We start from the raw sequence: 22,692 nt of genomic DNA, 5'->3' as shown, positions 1-22,692 counted from the left end.
ACAACAAACTAATCAAACAACTTCGCATAAACATATTTAGGAAACGTTATGAGCAATATACCAACCGATTTACGCTTTGCTTCAACTCACGAATGGGTACGACACGAAGGTGGCAATATTTATACAGTGGGCATCAGTGACCACGCTCAAGAATTGTTGGGCGACATGGTGTTTGTTGAATTACCTGACGTAGGTGCCGTTGTTGGTGCTGGTGACGATGTTGCTGTTGCCGAATCAGTAAAAGCAGCATCTGACGTGTATGCGCCTATTGGCGGCGAAATCTTGGAAATCAACGAAGAGCTTGAGCATTCACCAGAGCTTGTTAACAGCGATCCTTATGGTGAAGGTTGGATGTTTAAGATTAAAGCAGAAGATCCAGAAGAAGTTGAAGGCTTATTCGACGCTGAAGGTTACGAAAATAGCATCGACGAAGAGTAAGTAGCAGACAAAGCGAGACCAGTATTGGTTTCGTTTCGTGCCGGGTTTTTAATTCAATTACTTTGTAGATAAATGTCAGTTTATCTACGAAGCATCTTATTAGGAAATTGTAGTCCGTTATGTCATTAGCAAATTTTTCACTATCACAACTTGAGCAAAGCAAAGACTTTATTCGCCGCCATATTGGTCCTAGCGAGTCAGAGATTGCCTCTATGTTAGACACAGTGGGCGCCAAAAGCCTCGACGACCTAATTCAGCAAACTGTGCCAAGTAGTATCTTGTCTCCATCCCCCCTCAAAGTAGGTGAAGCGCAAACTGAAGTACAAGCGCTGGCTTACTTAAAAAGTGTGGCAAGTAAAAATAAGCTAAATAAATCATTTATTGGGATGGGCTATTATGACACCCTCACGCCCAATGTTATTTTACGTAACGTACTTGAAAACCCGGGTTGGTATACCGCTTACACGCCTTACCAGCCAGAGATAGCTCAAGGTCGCCTTGAAGCCTTATTGAATTTTCAACAAGCCACTATTGACTTAACCGGTATGGAGCTCGCTTCTGCCTCGTTATTAGACGAAGCAACCGCAGCAGCTGAAGCCATGGGCTTGGCCAAGCGTGTGTCTAAAAACAATAAAGCCAATGCCTTCTTTGTGGCTGATGATGTGCACCCACAAACCTTAGATGTGGTATCAACTCGTGCCGCCATGTTTGGTTTTGATATTATTGTGGGCAAAGCCGAAGAGGCCAGCCAACACGATATATTTGGCGCACTTTTACAGTATCCAGGCACCAGTGGTGCCGTCGTTGATTTAACCGAGATCATTGACGCCGTGCATGCCAAAAAAGGCATTGTTGCCGTCGCCGCTGACCTACTCAGTTTAATGTTACTTAAGCCACCGGCTGAAATGGGCGCTGATGTCGTACTTGGTTCAGCCCAACGTTTTGGTGTACCTATGGGCTATGGTGGCCCACACGCGGCGTTTTTTGCGACCCGTGACGATTATAAACGCTCATTACCTGGCCGTATTATCGGTGTATCAAAAGATACCCGCGGTCGCCCAGCCTTGCGCATGGCCTTACAAACTCGCGAGCAACATATTCGTCGCGAAAAAGCCAACTCAAACATCTGTACAGCTCAGGTATTGTTGGCCAATATGGCCTCATTTTATGCGGTCTATCATGGTCCAGAGGGCCTGCGTACTATTGCATCACGTATCCACCGGTTTGCAGACATTCTTGCCGCCGGTTTACACAAAGCGGGTTTCGAATTAGTTAACTCAACGTGGTTTGATACCCTTGCCGTGAAAGTAGGCAACAATAAAGACGCCATCGTAGCCAAAGCCTTAACTTCTGGCATCAACTTACGCACTGACATTGACGGCGTATTGGCTATCAGTTTAGATGAAGCCACTACACGCGCTGATTTACAGGCTGTGTACAGCGTGTTTACTGGCGCAAATGTAGAACTGGATATTCAGGCTTTTGATAAAGAAATTATCGCCTTGGGCAGTCAGTCAATTCCTGCCAACTTAATGCGTGAATCAAAAGTACTTACTCACCCTGTTTTCAACAGCTATCAGTCAGAAACTGAAATGCTGCGTTACATCAAGTCATTAGAAGATAAAGACTTGGCACTTAACCATTCAATGATCTCATTGGGCTCATGTACCATGAAGCTCAACGCGACGGCTGAAATGATCCCCGTCACGTGGCCAGAGTTTGGTAAGTTGCACCCCTTTGCCCCTATCGACCAAGCACAAGGTTACAAGCAAATGATGGATGAGCTAAGTGAATGGCTTATCGACATTACCGGTTATGATGCCTTATCGATGCAGCCAAACTCAGGCGCGCAAGGTGAATACGCAGGTTTGGTAACCATCCAAAAATACCATCAGAGTCGTGGCGAAGGACATCGAAATATTTGTTTGATCCCAAGCTCTGCCCATGGTACCAACCCCGCGACCGCACAAATGGTGAGTTATAAAGTAGTGGTGGTTAACTGTGATAAAAACGGCAACATCGACGTAGCCGATTTACGCAAAAAAGCCGCTGAAGTCGCCGATAAACTAGCGTGTGCCATGATCACTTACCCATCTACTCATGGTGTATACGAAGAAACCATCAAAGAGATTTGTAATATCGTGCATGAATTTGGCGGCCAAGTATACATGGACGGTGCCAACATGAACGCGCAAGTGGGTATTACTTCACCGGGCTTAATTGGCTCAGATGTATCACACTTAAACTTACACAAAACCTTTTGTATTCCGCACGGTGGTGGTGGACCAGGCATGGGCCCAATCGGTGTCAAAGCGCATTTAGCGCCGTTTTTACCTAACCATAAAATCATTGGTGTTGAAAACGTGGGTGACGGTGAAGTACGCAGCAATGGTGCGGTATCAGCAGCGCCTTGGGGCAGTGCATCAATTTTGCCAATCAGTTACATGTACATCAAAATGATGGGCAGTGAAGGCCTAAGAAAAGCCACAGAAGTCGCTATTTTAAACGCCAACTACGTTGCTAAAAAGCTTAGCGGCCACTTCCCAGTGTTATACCGTGGCCGTAACGAGCGGGTTGCCCACGAATGTATTATTGACTTACGCCCACTTAAAGAATCATCAGGTGTAACAGAAATGGACGTAGCCAAACGGTTAAACGACTACGGTTTCCACGCGCCCACCATGAGCTTTCCGGTCGCGGGCACCTTAATGATTGAGCCCACTGAATCAGAAGCCAAGGCAGAACTTGACCGTTTTATTGAGGCCATGCTCAGTATTCACGCTGAGATCGCAAAAGTAGAATCAGGCGAATGGGACGCCATCGACAACCCACTGCACAATGCACCGCATACCCTAGAAGATATCTGTGACAGCAACTGGAACCGCAGTTACGATCGCAAACTCGCCGCATACCCAGTCGCCGCAGTCGCCAGAAATAAGTTCTGGCCGTCGGTAAACCGTATTGATGATGTGTGGGGGGACAGAAATTTACAGTGTTCTTGTCCGTCGATAGCGAGCTATATCGAGGAATAATGACTATGATCACAACAGATCTAGTTTGAAACCGAACAGATCTAGTTTGGGTCTGCAAATCAAGTTGGAAACTAATAGTAGAAGGTGATCGAAAGGTCACCTTTTATATTTTCAGAATAGACTATGACTTAAGCTATAAGCCTTGCATTAGTTGGCTTCTGGTTAATAAATGTGCTAGTTTTACCATATGTTATATTTCGATTCTAAGGTTGCTGATATGCAAAAAGTTAAAAATTCATTCAATGGCACAGATGAGTTAGGCATTTAAATATCAATCAATTTTTTCAAGTGCACGACCTACATTAGGTGAGCTTTGGCTCACCTTTTTTGTTTAAGTAAGGTTGCCAATAATATTTAATCTTGGTAACTTAAACCGAAGTTTTATCACAGGCAGATATGTCTGATAATAGCATTAACGCGTCAGACTTGTTACGAGGAAGCGCGGGGCTGGCAGCCTTTTCTATTAGGTACAAACCATTAGGTTGTATGGTGATAATTAATTGGGAGGAATTCGTTACGAATACTCTGCTCGCAAACAGAAAGCCCTTATCTGGCATGCGACATCAATTTTTTATCGGATATCACTATGCCTGTCAAAAACGCAAACCGCAGTATTCCCGCTTTTCAGCACTATAAACAAATATCTTTTGAAACCTTAGCCGCTAGTTGGTTTACCTATGATGGATGGGAAGTTTTTCTTCCTGTAATTGACCATGATATGAAAACTGATTTACTCGTTAGTGATGGAGAAAACTTTTATCGCATCCAGATAAAAACGATAGAGTCTGATGATGAGACTCATATTGTTGAGAATAAATGGGGAGATGCGCACATCGACTATGTTATTTACTTCTCTAGAAGTGCGAACTGGGGGTATGTGGTTAAACCCTTTTCTCAAAGAAAAAAACGATTAAATTCTCCTGAGAATATTCGATTTCATCAGCATCCTAAACCTTTCATCAAGGCATTTAATAGAATTTAAGCAAATTAATAATTACCTGTGCGAACGCTAAAAATTCCAGAGTAAGCGAGAGGTGCGGTAACGCATCTCACTTTATCCTTTAAATACCCTTTAGTTGAATATCTTCATCTAACTATATATATGTAATTAATATTTATTAATGTAATATTAGTTACAGTTATATGGATGGGATTTAGTTCAATGAATACACTACTCACCTGGCTTGGCAAAACGGACATTTCAACAGCTCAGGAAGACAAAGAAGCAGCCATCGCCACTATTGCCCTTAATAGTATAAAACCATTTGATCGGATTGTGATTTTAGCGAATAACTGGGAAGGCGATTGGAATAACTACCTGAGTTGGTTAAAAACCAGATTAGCCGAGGCTAAAAGACCTTTTACCAATGTTGCTATAAATAAAGTAAAGATCAAAAACCCTATCGATTATAAAACGATTTTTGAAGAGTCAAAAACGTGGATCAATCAGCTATCTAATGATAGTGAAAATCTTACCATCAGCTTAACTTCAGGTACGCCAGCAATGATCTCGACTGCCGTACTGTTAGGAAAGTCGAGAAATAATGTGCGTTTTATCCAATCCTCTCAAGAAAAAGGCATTGAAGACGTAGCAATACCTTTCGATTTTGCCAAGGAATATGTCAAGTCAGCCGCCAAAGGCGTGGCTAACAAAGCCGTTAAAGATCCTAACGCTCGTAAAAGTCTAAACCAAATTATCGTTAGATCACCAGAAATGCTCGATGTGATTAACAAGGCAAAGATATTGGCTGAGTCTGAATTACCTGTTCTGGTGCTTGGCGAAACAGGAACAGGTAAAGAAGTTTTGTCTAATGCTATTCATATGGGTAGTTTGAGGGCAGATAAACCGTTCAAAGCAGTAAACTGCGGCGCTTTACCGCAAACCTTGGTTGATTCCATTTTGTTTGGGCATGAAAAAGGTTCATTTACTGGCGCTGAACATCAGCACAAAGGCTTGTTTGAACAAGCCACTAGCGGCACTTTATTCTTAGATGAGGTAGGTGAGTTGCCACTTGATATCCAAGTAAAATTACTCAGAGTCTTGCAAGAAGGCAGTATTACCCGTGTTGGTGGCAGCGAGTCTATTAATGTCGATGTACGCATTATCGCAGCGACACATCGCAACCTAATTAACATGGTCGAAGCCAACGAATTTAGAGAAGATTTATTTTATCGTCTGGCTGTAGGTGTCATTCAAATTCCGAGTTTACGCGAAAGAACGGACGATATTCCTTTGCTGGTTAACGAGTTAATGGATGAAATTAATGCGTCCACATCCACTCAACCAAACGCAAAAAGTAAGAATATTTCCGAAAAAGGAATGAAGTTTATACTTAACCAGCCTTGGCTGGGCAATATTCGCGAACTTTGGAACACCCTCAATCGAGCCTTTTTGTGGTCAAAAACTGCCGAAATAAGCGAGAAAGAAATTAGTGAAGCGATGATTATCAGGAACAAATCTCAAGTTGAATCAGAGATAGTATTATCACTTGGTCAAACCGTTGATGCTAAGCAGCTAATTGATAATTATAAGAAAAAATATATCTTGGCAGCGCTTCAGGCTTCTGGAAATAATTTGACCAAAGCAAGTCACATGTTATCTTTGAAAAGTCATCAAGCTTTGAAGGTTTGGATGGAAAGCGTTGGTGTAGAATTACCTAAATAACTCAAATTTCATTATTTGGCATAGCGATTGATAGGACAGGCTAAGGAAGTAACTAGGATGAAACAATCAGTGAATTTTGAGTTTTTAAGAAAAGACTGGCCTGAACTGGCTGACTTCGGTGGCTATGCCGAAGAATATGCTTACACAGATCCGCAAAGCGCGTTGATTAAATTGCGTTCTTACGGTGAGTTTATGGTTAACTTTATCTATCAAAAACTTAATCTGCCTTGCTTACCTAAAGCCTCTTTTCACGAAAAATTGAAAGGCGAAGATTTTGCTTCACTTACTCCTTCTGTTGCCATGACAAGCTTTTTCACCATTAAAAATTTGGGCAACCGTGCTGCGCATGATGCCAAAGGCACAGACAAAGACGCCGTTTTCGCTATAAAAGAAGCCCATCATTTGGGGGCTTGGTTGTATTGTGGTTATCACAATGTGAAAGCTGATGTAATTCCAGAATACAAAGCAGTGGATATAAGCGCCAATTCAGCAGTTAGACTCAAGCAGAAATTAGACAATACAGCCGCACTTTATCAGCAAGCTATGGCAGAGTTAGCACAGCAGCAAAAGCAATTTGAAGAACTGAGTATTGCTAGCCATCAGTCAACAGCAAAAATGAATGTGCAAGTGGCTAATAATTTTGCAGCCTTTAGCACTGCTGCGGCTAAAACGATAGACTTCGATGAAGCTAGAACCAGAAAGTATCTCATTGATATTGAGTTACGTGATGAAGGTTGGGATGTAGGTGATGATGGTAAGTCTACTGAACAAGTCGGGCAAGAAGTCCCTGTTACTGACCAACCAACAGCAACAGGCAATGGTTATGTTGACTATGTATTGTGGGATGATGACGGATTACCCCTTGGCGTAGTAGAAGCCAAAAAAACCGCAACCGATGCTGTACTCGGTAAAAAGCAAGCGAAAGACTATGCCAACGCGCTAGAAAAACAGTATGGTCAACGTCCAGTTATGTTTTATACCAATGGACACGACATTTACATTTGGGACGATATACAAAAATACCCACCCCGCAAAATATACGGTTATTACTCAAAAGGCTCCTTGCAGCATTTAGTAAAGTTTCAGCGCAAGGAAAAGCTAAAACTCAGCGATGTAAAAATTGACAGTGATATCGCAGGGCGGCGTTATCAGCTTGAAACCATCACGCGTGTCCACGAACGTTTTGAGGCCAAACGCCGCAAAGCCTTAGTCGTGCAAGCCACAGGCACAGGTAAAACCCGTGTGTCCATCGCCCTGACAAAATCGTTGCAAGATGCGAAGTGGGCAAAACGTATTCTGTTTTTATGTGATCGCAGAGAACTACGCAAACAAGCCAGTAGTGCCTTTGTCGAATTTTTAAATGCCAAACCTTATGTAGTGGGTGTTAGCGACAAAAAATACCAAGATACCGCTCGAATTTTTATTTCAACCTATCCAGGTATGATGAGTATTTATGAAGACTTCGATGTAGGTTATTTCGATCTCATCATCGCCGACGAGTCCCATCGTTCGATCTACAACGTATTTGGTAATATCTTTAAATATTTTGACTGTTTGCAAGTCGGTTTAACCGCTACCCCAGTTGAAATGGTATCGCGTTCAACCTGCTCACTTTTCGATTGTGGCTACAAAGATCCGACAGCCAATTACCCGCTTGAAAAAGCCATCGAAGAAAATCACTTAGTACCATATGAAATCATGACCATGACAACCAAGTTCATGCGTGATGGTATTAATCAAAAGTCACTCAGTGATGCGCAAATTGCCGAGCTTGAGGCTAAGGGTGAAGATCCTAACGAGTTTGAGTTTCAATCGGCTGATATTGACAAAGCCATCATGAACAAAGACACCAACCGTCAAGTTCTGCGCAACCTCATGGAAAACGGCATCAAAGACAAAGACAACCAATTAATTGGTAAGTCGATAATCTTTGCTCGTCGTATCGATCATGCGCGTTTACTCAAAGAACTGTTTGACGAAATGTATCCAGAGTTAAGTGATGGATTTTGTGAAGTTATTCATTCTGACGAACCCCGTGCAGAAGCATTAATCGACCAGTTTAAAGTCACCGAAGCCGAACGCGAACAAGACCCGTCTTTGCCCAATCCCATTACCTTGGCTATTTCTGTCGATATGCTCGACACAGGTATCGATGTGCCCAGTATTGTCAATTTGGTCTTCGCCAAACCTGTAAAATCCAAAGTTAAGTTTTGGCAGATTATTGGCCGTGGCACCCGCCTATGCGAAAACCTTTTTGGTGAAGGTAAACATAAAAGTCGTTTTTTGATTTTTGATCATTGGGCTAATTTTGATTATTTTGAATTTGACTACACCGAAGTCGAACCCAGCAATAGTAAATCCTTGGTGCAAAAACGTTTTGAGTTACGTTTAGCTCTGGCAATAGCTGCGTTGAATGCTCTTAAATTAGACAACTTCGACACCGCTATCAATCTAATAAAAGCCGATATTGATGCCCTGGATACCCGCAACATTAACGTGCGTGATAAGTGGGCCTTAGTCGAGCAGTTAAGCAACCTAGCGCTGTTGAAGCAATTTGCCAAACCCACACAAACCTTACTCGCCAACGATATCGCCCCGCTGATTCAATGGCTTGATATTCGTAATCAAAGTAAAGCCATACGCTGGGATTGTTTAATCACCCAAACGCAATTGGCGTTGATTATCGAGCCTGATGGCATAGGTGAGTTAAAGCATAACATACTGGCTGTGCTTACCCGTTTGCCAAAAAATATGGCACAAGTGCAGGCCAAAGCCGCTGATATTATTTGGCTGACAGACGATAAAAACTGGCTAACCATCAATGTTGCCGAGCTGGAACATGCCCGTGTCTCGTTGCGTGAAATCATGTATTTGTTAGAAGCAGAAATACAACCACCCAGTGGCCCCAAAGTATCCGATATTATGGAAGACGCAGCGCTTTATCAGTTAAAATCCCGTGCCACTAAAATCGAAACCATTGACTACAAAATTTATTTACAAAAAGTGCAAGAAGCCCTCACACCATTATTTGATAGCAATCCTGTGTTGATAAAAATTCGTAATGGTGTTGCGGTAACTGAACAAGAAATTGAGCAGCTTAATGGTGTGATCCACATTAAATATGCTGATATCGACATTAACACCCTCAAACAGTTTTACCCCGAAACCACCAAAGATCTCAGTGTACTGCTGCGCTCCATTGTTGGCATGGACCCTAAATACGTTGAAACCCTATTTACCCAATTACTGCAAAAGCATCGCCTAAGTGCCGATGCCCAGCGTACCATTGATATGTTGGTTAGCTTGGTGCAAAAAACGGGGGGCATTAAATGGGCAGACTTAGACAAAGCCCCCTATCACCGTATTTACGAACAATCACTGGGTAGCAGCGAAAATGAGCTGTTTGCCCTACTTAAAACCTTAGAGTTGCCAGAGCCAAGCAGCACTATACAAGGAAGACCCAATGTCTAAAGTAAGTAACGACAAATATTGCCTTAAATTAAAACTCCATCATGAGTCAGGTGATGTTTTATACCCAGTCAAGATGAAAAATACCGATACAGGCAAAGTCGCCTTTCGCGTCTCTCCTGGTGGTAATACCAAACAACACTCACTTGAAATCGAAGACGAACTAAGCATGCTCGAATATGTGCTAAAACAAGACTATCAAGTACGTGCTCAGTCGTTAAACTCTGCTACTGACAGCAGTAAAAAGCGCAGTGGTTTGTATCGACTATCACAGCGCAGCATTTTAAAACACGAATACATATAAATTTACGCCTGCTCATATTGTTGGAGCAAATAAACAAAAATAATAAAGAGAAGTAAATGATAACAGGACAACTTAAAAGCAATATCGACAAACTCTGGACAGAATTTTGGACAGGTGGCATTGCTAACCCACTTACCGTGATAGAGCAAATCACCTTTTTGATGTATGCCAGGTTATTAGACTTGCACGAACAGCGCGACGAAAAGCGTCAGCAACAAACGGGCCGCAGCTTTACTAAGCGTTTTGCGCCCGAACAGCTGCACATCCGCTGGCACCGTTTTATGCACGAAGAAAAAGAGCAAATGCTCAAAATCGTGCGTGACGAAGTATTTCCGCAGTTCAGAATGATTTCGGGTGAAGGCTCGGTGTTTGCCGAATTCATGAAAGATGCGCAGTGCATGATCCAAAAACCATCCTTGATGGAATCGGCAGTGGAGATGATCAACAAACTGCCTTTGGAGAATAGCGATACTAAGGGTGACTTATATGAATATTTATTAAGTAAACTCACAACCGCAGGCATTAATGGGCAGTTCCGTACGCCGCGCCATATTATCCGCGCCATGGTCGAAATGCTTGACCCTGATGTAACAGACAGAATTGCCGACCCAAGTTGTGGTACAGCGGGTTTTTTAACGGTTGCCTACGAATATTTAGTGCAAAAATACAGTTCACCGCAAAGTGTGCATACCGAAACGGTGATTAATGAAAAAGGTGAAAAACAAGAATTCCAAATCTATAGTGGTGATTTGTTATTAGAACATCGCGAACACGTAGACAAAGACATGTTCCATGGCTTTGACTTTGACGCAACCATGTTGCGTATTGCTGCCATGAACCTGGTGATGCATGGCGTAGCAGAGCCAGACATTCACTATCAAGATACCCTTAGTGGTCGTTTTGCCGAACGCTTTCCAAAACAGAGTAAAGACGCCTATTCCATGATTTTAGCCAACCCCCCCTTCAAAGGCTCGTTGGATGAAGAAGATGTCGACCCAGCCATTTTGCGCATGGTGAAAACCAAAAAAACCGAATTATTGTTTGTCGCACAAATCCTACGCTTGTTAAAAAATGGCGGCAAGACGGCCATTATCGTACCTGATGGGGTGTTGTTTGGCTCATCCAAAGCTCACCAACAATTGCGCGAGCATTTAGTTGAAAATAACGAACTAATGGGGGTTGTTTCACTACCTTCAGGAGTATTTAAACCCTATGCAGGCGTATCGACAGCGATCTTGTTTGTCACCAAGGGTTCGGTCACTGACCATGTGTGGTTTTACGATTTACAAGCCGACGGCTTGAGTCTCGACGACAAACGCACACCAATCAAAGACAACGATATCCCAGACTTAGTCGCTAAATTCAAAACTCGCAAAAAAGCGGATGCTAAAACAGAAGTAAACGATAAAACCCAAAAAGCCTTTTGGGTCAGCAAAGCCGATATCGTGACGAATAAATATGACTTGTCGATCAACCGCTACAAAGAAACGGTGCATAAAGAAGAGCTGTATGACGATCCCAAAAAGATCTTGAGTAGATTAGTTACATTAGAAAACGAAATTCTGACTGACCTAAAAGCGTTGGAGAGCATGCTGTGAGTTGGCCTTTAGTGAATCTTGGTGATGTTTGTTCATTTGTTAGAGGGCCTTTTGGCGGGGCTTTAAAGAAAGATAGTTTCGTCGAAGATGGTTTCGCAGTTTATGAGCAACAGCATGCAATTTATAATCAATTCACTAGTATTCGATATTTTATTGATGAGGCTAAATTTAGTGAATTAAAGCGTTTTAAGCTTAATCCTGGCGATTTGATTATGAGTTGTTCTGGCACCATGGGGAAAATAGCTATTGTTCCCCAAGATATTAAAACGGGAATAATTAACCAAGCCTTACTTAAACTTACACCCTCCTTAAAAGTGGATTTAGATTATTTAAAATATTGGTTAGAAAGCGAATCTTTTCAATTCACGCTAAATGACAACACTCATGGAGCTGCAATTAAAAACGTTGCTTCTGTTGCAGTATTAAAGTCGATAAAAATCCCACTACCGCCATTAAACGAACAAAAACGCATAGCCGTAATTTTGGATAAAGCCGATGCCATTCGCCGCAAACGCCAACAAGCCATCCAACTCGCCGACGACTTCCTCCGCAGCGTCTTCCTGGATATGTTCGGCGATCCCGTGACCAATCCTAAGGGGTGGAGGAAAAAGCAGCTACAAGAGGTGTGCCATAAAGTGATTGACTGCCCACACTCCACACCTAAATGGACAGAAGTAGGCATTATAGGTCTTCGAACCTCAAACCTCACAAAAGGCGATTGGAACTGGAATGATAAGAGATTTGTTTCTGAGGCAACCTACAAAGATCGGACTAGAAGAGCAGAATTAGAAGAAAACGATATTATATTGAGCCGTGAGGGAACCGTGGGAGTTGCAGCGTTAGTTCCTGCTAATACTAAAATGTGTATGGGGCAGAGACTTGTTCAGCTTAGAGCTAACACGGATTTAATCTGTCCAGAATTTTTATTGTTTTTTTTACTCTATGAATTGGAGCCTGAGAGAATATCAAGAGTAATGGCTGGTTCAACATCAAAGCATCTCAATGTTAAGGATTTGAAGTCGCTTGAAGTCTTTATACCTCCAATAGATCAGCAGGAAAAATTTGCTTCAATATTTAGGCATAAAAAGATCGTTGAACCTAAATTTGGAAACTCAACCTACCAAAGTGATCTCAACTTTCAATCGCTAAGCCAAAAAGCCTTTGCGGGTGAGCTATGAGCCAAAAAGCCTTCGCTGGTGAGTTATGAGATGTAAAACCGACATAGGTAGATTCCCTGACTTTCAAGCGTCAAGTCAGCATAAAGCCACTCAACAGAATGAGTATCGTCTAACAACAATTGTCAGTTGTACTGACAAAATTTAAAAATAATAACAACAGGGACGTATGAGATGAATATTAGTGGTTTCTCTATAAACAATGTTTTATGGAACGGCTTGAGACACTGCCAACAACAAAGTATTCAAACTGGCCTTAATTATTTAAGAAAACCGCTCGCAGAAGATGCCAAGTCTTGTTTAATTAGTTTGCCCACAGGGGCTGGCAAATCTGGCGTTATTAGCGTTCTTTGTCACAAAGCTTCGCAAAAGAAGATATTGGTTCTTTGCCATCGTAGAGCCGTTTGTAATCAACTGTATTCGGATATTAATGGTAAATTTTTTGATGAACGTGCCGAAGGGGTAGATATACCTTTAAAGCATGTTTTTAAAAAAGTAGATGATACGGCTTCGAACGGTATTTATGTTTCTACTTTTCAAACGCTGCAAAAATTTAGTCCCGTACAATTAGATAAATTAAAGCAAAATATTGATCTCGTGATAATTGATGAAGGTCATGCTGAACCATCACCTATTTGGCGAACACTGGTGAGAGGAGTGGGTGCTCATAAGATTATTATCACAGCAACACCATATCGTAATGACCTCTTTCAATTTGATATCACTCCTGACTCCAGTTACATCTATACCTTTGAAAAAGCGCTAGAAGATGAAGTATTACGAGAACCAACTTTTGAAACCATCGAATTCGTTAATTTGAAGACCTACATCCGACACTTTTTAGACAATAATCCTGATACTAAATGTATTTTAAAATGCAACAAATTTAGTGATGTTAAGCGATATTATGATGAGCTGAATGGGGAGTTCAATTTATTGGCGATCCATGAACAATATAAAGGCGACACGCGAGACAATGTAAAAACGAGAGTTCCCAGCAACCTAAAAAATTCTGATTATCAAGTGATTATTCATCAGCGTAAACTTGATGAGGGCGTTGACATTCCCCAAGCCAAATTGTTGGTGTTAACTTATGCTGTTAGCAGTGGTAGAGAACTTGTGCAAACTATTGGCCGTATTGTTCGTTTGTATGGTGATATCGAGCCTAAAGTATTAGAGCTAAGTCATAATAATAATGAGGCAATGTGGGAAAACTATCGGCGATTTGATTCCTCTCTAAATAGTGCCAGTGCGGTTAATAAATTCATTGCGTCTTTGGATGCAAACAAGTTGATAGAGCTTTACTTGGAGGCATTTCCAGATGTCAGTTATTACGGAAGCCGTTTTTTAAGTAAGTTTGATCTTAATGCTTTTGATCCTGAAAAATCGTTAAATATTCCAACTGCATCCATTTGCTTTTTAAATGCTGCGGCTGGTTTTAGCGTGGAGTTTTTGTCAGATATTTTATATTGGCGCTGTAATAGCGACGGTGAACTTGCTAAGCAATTTTTGACGTCTTTTGGAATACATATCGTTGTTTCAATCGCTTTCAATCGTTCTAAATTTCTAAAAGATGAGTTCTTTTTTGAGCCTTCTCTAGAAATAACCCTGTTTAAATCGCTATCAAACAATATTGTTGCGATTTATGACAGCAGAGGAAGACGCTTTGCTAGGGATAAAGATTTAAAACTAGGCTCTGCTGTACCGCAAGATAAATTGTTTAAGGTTTTATCTCTTGGTGTTTCTGCGATCACGAAAGAGGCAAGCAGTAAGTCTGTCAGCTCAGCTAGAAAACGTCCAGATAGCATCATGGTAAAAGGGCAAAATTTGGATCAAATGGCGGATCAACAAGGCAATGCCTCATATAGACTTGCTACGGCAAGGTTGGATACTTATGACCAGTTACAAACTAAGTTAGGAAGCTATTATGTTGGGGTTGATTCTGGGCGAATATCTGACCAAAAGGAGAGTGCATTTAGTTTAAAAGACATAAATGATTGGCTGGAAAACATGGACGCGGTGATTTCTGGTGATGCTGCTATTGATAATGCCCTCTTGGATTCTTTTGCTAAACAAGTTGCTGTTGATACAAACTTAAATGTCGAAAGTATTATTTTCGATTTCAGTGAATTGGATGCACCAATTCTCCTTTCAATTGATGGTGTCCAATATACGCTCGACAATGATTTTATATACCACGAATGTGAAGGCGGATTTCTACTTGTACCCGAAGTTGAAGAGAGTCGAATAATTGTCGAGCTTAGCAATGAAGAGCCGTATCTTAACTTGCTTGCAAATCACCCAATTCATTACTCGTTGGCTGTAGATGATGAATTCAATGAAGGAATTGAGGCCTTTTTAGTTGAGCATTTACACAAGGCTTTGTTAGAAAATGGAGTTGGATATGCTCAAGAAAAATTTTATCAGATTAAATTGCCTGTCGAAAATGCGTTTGATTTAGCTAATTCAAACCTTTCAAATGTTGTAGTAGGAGTAAAAGAACTTTTAGGTAACAACTTGGACGAAAAAGGCTGTCAAAACAACGTATATCAGGTTGTAAACCAAGAATTTAGCCCTAACTCCGTGTTCTACGTTCTAGATCAACTTAAAGCCAATGGACTACCAAACCCCACCCGTTCAGAGTTGGGGCCATTCAACACATACATTCCTGACGTTGACCTCATCATTAACACCGATATGGGAACTGAACCCGCTGATTTTATCCTCTCCTCTAAAAACAAACTTATCTATGTGCACGTGAAATGCGGCTCGACTGGTAATCCTCAATCGTCAGCAGGGGGATTGGCAGAAGTCGGTTCTCAGGCCATTAAGAATATAGAAATGTTAATTAGTAGCAACGAGCTGTTGAAACCAGGCAACTGGAATCGGTTACATACCGCTTGGCCGACTGTGAATGCTGCACAGTTGATGCATGAAAGAATCCGCTTGTTTGAGGGACAACATTTTACCGCAGCTAATCCTGTAGAACGAGCCGCTAAACTGACGGAGGTGTGGAAACTGATTTCCCAAAGACGACAGTCAACTGCTGTTCAAAAGGAAATATGGATTGTTGCAGCAAATAGTTTTTCTGTTCAACACTTTCGGAATCAATTGTTGCTAGGCCCAAATGCTAACAGCGAGACGTTGCAGGCATTCCAATTGATCAATAGCTGGGTATCTACCCTGCATCGCAACGACGTTGAGCTAAAGATTTTTGTGTCACCTTAAAAGTAATGATCCAATGTGTTGAAATAATACCTAGCAGGAGTGCTAGCAGAGCCATGAGGCAATTTTCAGTATCTACTTATTGATAATTAACAAACGAAATGTAAATTAGTCCATGCTGTTTTTTAAGAGCTTGTCCACAATACACACGTGATGTTAAAACAGAAAAGGCAGGTTTATCGCCGTTTTGAATACATAATCCGACAATGAATTACCCAAAGAAATATCAAATGAGCCATTCATGTCATTTGAACTAGAACCTACCAAATAACATTCCTATGCCCTCTAAGATAAAAATATTAGAAGTTGTTTTTTAAAGTTTAATTTGTCACAGCACACACCAACAGTTCTTTTAGAACAATAGCTAATTACCAAGAGCCACTCTGAAATAACGTCAATTTATCAAACTAGATTTAGGCCTTAAAGCTGGCTGATGCCTTAGAAATTGCTGATCAGTTATTAGATAGATATCAAGCAAGCTTGATGTTTGTCGGTATTAACAGGTTAACGACAGAAACTGAGACGTTTATCAGTTCAACAACATTCATTGGTTTTCTTAACAATACAACCCCCCGATCTTATTAGATCAAAATATGTTGCAATAAATATTACTTTTATGTAATATTTATTTCGTTAGGGTGATTTAGATAGTCATAGCTCATAGAAAAACATTATTAATCAATGAGAAATTATTTATGCGTGAAAGCTTATTTCTAAATTTCACTCAGTAATAAGGGACTATTCCGACATTAGACGAGCAAAGGACTAAACGAGCTTTAGTTGTAAAGGGAATTCAGCCGTACAGCGAATCTTGATGATGCGCGAAATGACCAGGATTGTCGTAGGGAAGCATGCCGCGACTTGACGAAATTTCAGCACTGGATAGCGTCATTTAAAGGCAAATCGGTTTGGCGAGGCTAATTCTGGCTCCGCCAAACCAACACTTTTAGCAGTAAAAACAGAAATAACTTAGTTAGTCGTCAATTTTTTTTCAGAATGTATGAGATTTTGATAACGGATTGAATATTAAGTGAATTATAGATTTTGGTTATTTAATTGAATATTAATAACGAATGCCCCATTTTTGTAAACTAAATCATAAAAAATGGCCGTTTTTCAATTAGATGTGTCTTTCAACCTTACCGAAAAGGGAGGTGAATAATTAATTAAAGTTAAAATAAGTCATTGAATTTAAACAACTAAAAAAGTTTGCAAGTTTTTATTGAACTGCTATAGGTTAAAAAACAACCATTATGGAGAGTTTCAATGAAAAAAGTTAAGCAACCTACAATTTTTAATGAAGAAATTGTTAAAACAGAGATGTATCTAAAAGAAATAGCCAAAAATGGTTATAAGCCTTGGGTCAGCATTAGAGAATCTAAAACCCATGGTAGAGCACACCAAATTTACAGTTACAAAACGGGGCGTAGTCATAAGCTTCTAAGCGATGGAGAAGCTGGATTGTTCTATATTTTAGAGCGACAGCCTGATGTTATCGATATTCTTGAGCAATTCCCACTCAACATCGCAACAACGATGGAAATTGCGGTAGAGCAAAATACTTTTCATCCCTCGCGATTCAAAGATAGAAAAAAATACAACAACGTGCTTCCAGCCTGCACTATGACGACTGACATGTTAGTCGTCAGACAAAACAAAAATAAATTAAATTCTGAGGCGTATAACTTCAAATATTCAAAAAGTTTGGACAGTACAAAAACATCCCCGATTTCAGTCGCTCGAACTGAAAAGAAAATAGCGATCGAGCGAGAATACTGGAAGACGGAGCGTATAAAGTTTATCCAGGCGACTGAAAAGTGTTTGAACAAGGCGCTAATTCACAATTTGATTTATCTGCGAACATTTTATTTGAACTATCAGCAAATAAATATTTCTGCCGACTTCGAGCAAGTTATTTGCCAAAAGCTATTTGATGTTTTTCAAACTCAAAACGCACTCACAATTAAACAGGGACTAGAGCTGGTTGCTGTGCAATTAAATATAACCGTTCAAGAATGCGAGTGTATTTTTAAGAAATCTATTTATGAATATAAGTTGCCAGTTAATTGCTACAAACTCCTTGTATTAGACCGACCGCTTTCTTTTGTAGCAAATGCAAAGGAGATGATCACTTATGTTGGTTAACGACAGAATTGTTTCAAATAATAAAAATGCTAGTGCAGAGCTAATTGTTCATATTAATCGAGAGCTACAGTTAATAACCGTTACGGACTTGTTGGCTAAGCCTTTCAGACGTCCCTATGTTATTTCTTTGCCAGAGGTGGAACAAAAACTTAAGAGAAAAGAAATACGGATTGAAGAACATAAATTTCCTCCGCAATTCATTATGCTGCAAGGAAACTTGCCAGCAGGTTGGGTTGAAAAAAGAGATGCAGCTTATTCGTGTATAGTAGATTTAGTTGAAAATCCACACATGCTTTTTGAGTATTTTTACGGTGATAGCTCAGGTATTTTGCGCTCTTTAGTAAAAAAATCAGGGAAAGATAAAAAGTTCGTTCAAAAATCAATAAATAAATATTTTGCTGGTGGTGGATTTAAAAACGCACTACTTCCGACTTATTTTAACTGCGGAAAGTTCTACTCATTACCCCAAGAGCCTAAATTTACTAAAAATAATGAGATTTGCCACAAGTCAAAACCAGGTCCGTTAACGTCAAAAGGCCTTCTTTTTCGCCAGACTACTTTGATAGATAAAGAGAATGTGCGGCAATTTGCAAAAAAAATGAAGATCACTGGGAAGGTAAACTTAAAAAACTTATATGGAGATTATTGTAAAATATATCAATCAGCAGAGGTTGCTGCCGTAGCACACAGTAACGCTGCGGAAAAAGTCACCTCAATAATCCCCTTAAACCATACGCTCAGAATATCTAAACGTTCATTCGCTAGGCTATTGAAAAGCGAAGTAGAAGACATTGAGTTTATTAGAAAATGCGTCGGTGAAACGGCATATCAAAAGGATCACGCTGGAAAGCCAGGCATGGCAACAGATGGTGTGACACGTCCAGGTGCCCGATACGAAATGGACAGCACAACAGCTGATACCTACATCCGTTTTGAGTACTCGAAAGATCAGTGGCTCAGTATCGGTCGGCCTACCATTTATATGGTAATTGACGTTTGGTCTTCTATGATAGTCGGATTTCATGTGGCTTTTCATGGCCCTGATTGGCAAGCCGCGTCTCAAGCTATTTACAATGCATTCTCTGACAAAGTGGAATTCTGTAAGCAGTTCGACATTGATATTTCGGAGAAAGACTGGCCGTGCCATCATGTATGTGAATCTATAGTATTTGATCGTGGGACTGAAAATAGTGAGCATAATTTAGATTCTATTCTAAAAAGTAAATTTGGTGTGCACTCTGGGCTATTTGCGGCGCTATACAGAGGTGACGCAAAAGGCACAGTAGAAAAAACTTTTCACACAGTCCAAGACTATGCAATACCAGTAAACGCGGGAAAAGTAGAAAAAGCGCCCCGTAGAGAAGATCAACATGCTTCGAACAATGCGCTTTTGACTTACAAACAATTTGTTCAAATCCTAATCCAAACCATTTTAGTGGTTAACAAAACAAAAACGCGTGTTGAAGCGCATTCATCACAAATGTTAAAGGCACAGGTGAATTACACCCCCCTAGATATGTGGAATTATGGCTTAGAAGAGTTGGTCATTAAGCAGACTAAAATTTGTGACTTAAAACGCAGATTGTTCCTACTTCCAGAAGCTGAGGCACGCATCACGCCACAAGGAATCTTATTCAAGGGGTTGTATTACTGTAGTAATGAAATAATAGATTTGAAGTTGCTAGACAAGGCTAAAAGTCGCGGGAGGATCAAAATTTCTGTTCGTTACTTTAACGGTAGTACAAATCATATTTGGTTTTATCAAGAAGACACTCAAGATTTTATTCGGTTGGAACTGACTACAAGAAGTGAACGTTACAGTAACATTCTGTGGGATCAAGTTCTTGGACATATCGAACTGATGAAACCTGTTTTGGCAGCAAATGATGAAGATCGTTTTCTCTCTGAATTTGAATTAGAAATGTACAAAGATGGAGTGGTCGATATCGCTAAAAATGAAGTTAAGAATCTGAAAAAGTCGACAAATAAGGGCATGCAAAAAGATACAAAAGAACGTAAACACCAAGCTGGGAAAATACAGAAACGGCAGGCTGCTAAGGATTTTACCTCTCTTCAAGATCAAGCAACCAATGTAGTCGCAGTTGAAAAAACAGTTAGTAAAAAACGTAAGAGTTTGACTAATACGTCTAGACGTAAGGTGGTGGCTCATGGTTAAGGCAAACTATTTTTATCATCCATCTAAAATGCTGAAGGGAAACCCACTTGCGGAGGGCCTTGGCAAACCGCTTACAGATATTGAAATTGCGAACAGAGTTGAGACCAAATTCGACGCGGGTTTGGACTTATCGAAAATTGATGCTGAGTACCACACGTACTACAAAATGCTGTCTTTATATAACCTCGAACAAGTCTACACGTTGCCAGACGAAGCATGTACCATCTACAAAAAAATCCGAATGATGATTGAGTTTGGATATATGAATCGGAATCCACTGTTGGGTGGTCAATTGGCTGGCTTACTCTTAAGTATAGATTCTGATTCTGAAAATAATCCTGTCAGCATTAATAATGTACGGAGTGTAGAACGTGATACTACACATTCTGTTATGCCGAACATGAGCTATTTACTCACAGGGTTAAGTGGCCGTGGGAAAACGACGTTAATCAAAAAACTGCTGAATTGTATCCCCCAAATTATTCAGCACGAAACCTACATTTCAGAGGACGGGACAAGAACAAACTTTCAGTTTATTCAGATACCGTACTTATATGTTGAATTGCACGAAAGACGAGGTCAAAAGGCTTTTCTAGATTCAATTTTGTTGGCACTTGATCATTTGACCGATGAATCATATTCCAACAGAACAAAAAATCTTAGTATCAATAAGTTAATAACAGCCGTTCGCAAGGCGTTTGTCGTGCATGGTGTGGGAATGCTTATTATTGACGAAGCACAAAATCTGGCGAATATAAAAGCAGATGTTGCATTGGGAAACAATGAAAAAACCACGGTGAAGTTTGTCGAAGAAATTTTCAATCGATTTGGCATTCCATTATTTTTTGTTGGGACGTTGAAAACTGAAAAACTCTTTGGCAGTGAAATGACAATTATTCGCAGAACTATTAATCAGGGGGCAACTAGAATGCTCGGCTGCGATGTGGATAGTGATTTTTGGAATGACTTCTGTGACCAAATTACGCCGACTGAACTTTTAAATAATCAAGTCACGTCACAGGGTATAATAAATCGACACCTTCATAATCTCAGCTGTGGAATACCCGCAATTGCAAAAGCTATAGCGAAAGCAACTATTTCTGCATTATTGAATGTTGATGAAGAAGATGATTTGGAAGGACAGGACTTAAGCATTGATGCAATGAATATGATCATGGATGAACAGTTTCATATGTTAATCAAACCACTTTTAGCTTTGACTAGAAAAAAGTACTTCGAATATGAAGATTTTGAAGCGCTTAGTAACTTAGACGAAGCTGCAAAATTAGCATTACTTAATTATAAAATGATTCAAGAGGCAAAAACTTCTGGGGATGATGGTATTAACTCTTCAGACGGTCTTCTTGGGGTAAATGATGATAAAGCTAAAGTAAATCGGCCAAGTAAAACTATTCACTTCGACCCTGCGATTACAGAGCCTGCTAAAGTAAAAAGGGTGTCAGTCGGTAAACTATTAAAAGCTGCTGGTCATAATGCTGTTGGGGCAGGTTGATATGCGAAATATAGATTATTTACTTCCAGGAGAGGATGCTACTGCTTTTATATTTAGGTTATTCAAACTGTCACCGTTTGGGAAAATAGAAGACGTTTATGAATATCTCAATTTAAAGCGTCTGAAGTTAGTACCAGGTGATTTTCAGTCTCCGACTGAGCAAGCATTGCTTAGGCATTTTGCTCAGGATATCGATGAGCTACAAGCTAATCATGGGCATTGGAAACGGTTTGACTACTGTTTGACAAGCCATCAATCAATAGAGCGTGTTACAAAAGCTGAAATAGGCAAATTCAAAAGGCTTACCTGTAACGGCTCAAATGGATTTTTAAATAAGCCGTGGCGTTGGTGTAATCGCTGTGCGATAGAAGATGAAGAGCATTTTGGCATTTCTTATTTCAAACGAGACCACCAGGTTCAAGGTGTCTTTTCTTGCCACAAACATAACACCGAGCTACTTGATGGCTGTGACAATTGCGGCTGGCAACCTACTACACTGAGAATTTTTAACCACCCTCTGCGACATTGCCCTTCATGCGCAGCCAGTTTTGTCGACAGGCCTGCGTGTGTTCCAGAAAAGTTAAAACAAGTGCAGGATTTCTCGTTAGCAATGGCTTATGGGGCACTTACGCTCTCAAGTAGAGAGATTATTGAGTTGTTTAAACAATACATCGGCATCGACGAAATAGAGGAAGGCGATGGGGACTACTTCGTATTAGTGCGAGAATTTCATAGAAGATTGGCTGCTTACTTTTCAATTGAGGAGCTTCAACAATGTTTTAGTGGGATTAATGTCACTAGAGCTGAAAATCGAGTCCGAGCATTACGTTCAAACAAGTTCTTCAGCGAAGCAGCTCAGAGCGCATTGCCATTAGCGCCTGTTGCATTATCTTATGGATTAGCCTTTCTGGATAGCCAAATGCCAGACCAAAGCATAGCTAAAGCGGCTTAAA

13 protein-coding genes are annotated in these 22,692 nt (G+C 40.5%); all 13 read left to right on the top strand.

Going from position 1 to position 22,692, the window contains the following annotated elements:
* Positions 1-48: 48 nt before the first annotated feature.
* A complete protein-coding gene (gcvH, locus tag ACEN2L_RS05830) occupies positions 49-438 on the top strand; it encodes a glycine cleavage system protein GcvH (protein WP_306023378.1) in 390 nt (129 codons plus the stop codon).
* Between the two features lie 119 nt (positions 439-557).
* Positions 558-3,470: an aminomethyl-transferring glycine dehydrogenase gene (gene gcvP / locus ACEN2L_RS05825; protein ID WP_441742445.1), complete on the top strand. Its 2,913-nt coding sequence runs from the start codon at positions 558-560 to the stop codon at positions 3,468-3,470.
* Positions 3,471-4,056: 586 nt separating this feature from the next.
* Positions 4,057-4,452, top strand: a complete 396-nt coding sequence (locus ACEN2L_RS05820) for a hypothetical protein (protein WP_441742444.1) — start codon at positions 4,057-4,059, stop codon at positions 4,450-4,452.
* 180 nt (positions 4,453-4,632) lie between these two features.
* Complete coding sequence (locus ACEN2L_RS05815) at positions 4,633-6,135, top strand: sigma-54 interaction domain-containing protein (RefSeq protein ID WP_441742442.1); 1,503 nt, start codon at positions 4,633-4,635, stop codon at positions 6,133-6,135.
* Between the two features lie 57 nt (positions 6,136-6,192).
* The gene (locus tag ACEN2L_RS05810; protein WP_441742440.1) at positions 6,193-9,606 is read left to right on the top strand and encodes a type I restriction endonuclease subunit R; all 3,414 of its coding nucleotides are present in this window, start codon (positions 6,193-6,195) and stop codon (positions 9,604-9,606) included.
* Positions 9,599-9,907: a hypothetical protein gene (locus tag ACEN2L_RS05805; protein ID WP_441742438.1), complete on the top strand. Its 309-nt coding sequence runs from the start codon at positions 9,599-9,601 to the stop codon at positions 9,905-9,907. The genes ACEN2L_RS05810 and ACEN2L_RS05805 overlap by 8 nt, the downstream gene beginning before the upstream one ends.
* Before the next feature lie 56 nt (positions 9,908-9,963).
* Complete coding sequence (locus tag ACEN2L_RS05800; RefSeq protein ID WP_441742436.1) at positions 9,964-11,505, top strand: HsdM family class I SAM-dependent methyltransferase; 1,542 nt, start codon at positions 9,964-9,966, stop codon at positions 11,503-11,505.
* The gene (locus ACEN2L_RS05795) at positions 11,502-12,683 is read left to right on the top strand and encodes a restriction endonuclease subunit S (protein ID WP_441742434.1); all 1,182 of its coding nucleotides are present in this window, start codon (positions 11,502-11,504) and stop codon (positions 12,681-12,683) included. Before ACEN2L_RS05800 ends, ACEN2L_RS05795 begins: the two co-directional genes overlap by 4 nt.
* Positions 12,684-12,854: 171 nt before the next feature.
* The gene (locus ACEN2L_RS05790) at positions 12,855-15,908 is read left to right on the top strand and encodes a DEAD/DEAH box helicase (protein WP_441742433.1); all 3,054 of its coding nucleotides are present in this window, start codon (positions 12,855-12,857) and stop codon (positions 15,906-15,908) included.
* Between the two features lie 1,263 nt (positions 15,909-17,171).
* Positions 17,172-18,050, top strand: coding sequence for a TnsA endonuclease N-terminal domain-containing protein (locus tag ACEN2L_RS05785; RefSeq protein ID WP_441742431.1), 879 nt, complete (start codon positions 17,172-17,174; stop codon positions 18,048-18,050).
* On the top strand, positions 18,040-20,226 hold the full coding sequence (locus tag ACEN2L_RS05780; RefSeq protein WP_441742429.1) for a hypothetical protein: 2,187 nt from the start codon (positions 18,040-18,042) through the stop codon (positions 20,224-20,226). The genes ACEN2L_RS05785 and ACEN2L_RS05780 overlap by 11 nt, the downstream gene beginning before the upstream one ends.
* Positions 20,219-21,739 carry an ATP-binding protein gene (locus ACEN2L_RS05775; protein ID WP_441742427.1) on the top strand — a complete coding sequence of 507 codons (1,521 nt, stop codon included), beginning with the start codon at positions 20,219-20,221 and terminating at the stop codon, positions 21,737-21,739. Before ACEN2L_RS05780 ends, ACEN2L_RS05775 begins: the two co-directional genes overlap by 8 nt.
* Position 21,740: 1 nt before the next feature.
* Positions 21,741-22,691, top strand: coding sequence for a TniQ family protein (locus ACEN2L_RS05770; protein ID WP_441742425.1), 951 nt, complete (start codon positions 21,741-21,743; stop codon positions 22,689-22,691).
* The last annotated feature ends 1 nt before the right edge of the window (position 22,692 follow it).

The sequence above is a fragment of the Flavobacterium sp. W21_SRS_FM6 genome, from assembly GCF_052119645.1.
Taxonomy (GTDB): domain Bacteria; phylum Pseudomonadota; class Gammaproteobacteria; order Enterobacterales; family Alteromonadaceae; genus Paraglaciecola.
Note: the sequence above shows the minus strand (reverse complement) of the source record. Positions and strands in the feature narration are given on the sequence as shown.

Bases quoted from the DNA above. Each gene is read 5' to 3' on its own strand.
- gcvH (WP_306023378.1), top strand. From the start codon at position 49: ATGAGCAATATACCAACCGATTTACGCTTTGCTTCAACTCACGAATGG.
- gcvP (WP_441742445.1), top strand. From the start codon at position 558: ATGTCATTAGCAAATTTTTCACTATCACAACTTGAGCAAAGCAAAGAC.
- ACEN2L_RS05820 (WP_441742444.1), top strand. From the start codon at position 4,057: ATGCCTGTCAAAAACGCAAACCGCAGTATTCCCGCTTTTCAGCACTAT.
- ACEN2L_RS05815 (WP_441742442.1), top strand. From the start codon at position 4,633: ATGAATACACTACTCACCTGGCTTGGCAAAACGGACATTTCAACAGCT.
- ACEN2L_RS05810 (WP_441742440.1), top strand. From the start codon at position 6,193: ATGAAACAATCAGTGAATTTTGAGTTTTTAAGAAAAGACTGGCCTGAA.
- ACEN2L_RS05805 (WP_441742438.1), top strand. From the start codon at position 9,599: ATGTCTAAAGTAAGTAACGACAAATATTGCCTTAAATTAAAACTCCAT.
- ACEN2L_RS05800 (WP_441742436.1), top strand. From the start codon at position 9,964: ATGATAACAGGACAACTTAAAAGCAATATCGACAAACTCTGGACAGAA.
- ACEN2L_RS05790 (WP_441742433.1), top strand. From the start codon at position 12,855: ATGAATATTAGTGGTTTCTCTATAAACAATGTTTTATGGAACGGCTTG.
- ACEN2L_RS05785 (WP_441742431.1), top strand. From the start codon at position 17,172: ATGAAAAAAGTTAAGCAACCTACAATTTTTAATGAAGAAATTGTTAAA.
- ACEN2L_RS05780 (WP_441742429.1), top strand. From the start codon at position 18,040: ATGTTGGTTAACGACAGAATTGTTTCAAATAATAAAAATGCTAGTGCA.
- ACEN2L_RS05775 (WP_441742427.1), top strand. From the start codon at position 20,219: ATGGTTAAGGCAAACTATTTTTATCATCCATCTAAAATGCTGAAGGGA.
- ACEN2L_RS05770 (WP_441742425.1), top strand. From the start codon at position 21,741: ATGCGAAATATAGATTATTTACTTCCAGGAGAGGATGCTACTGCTTTT.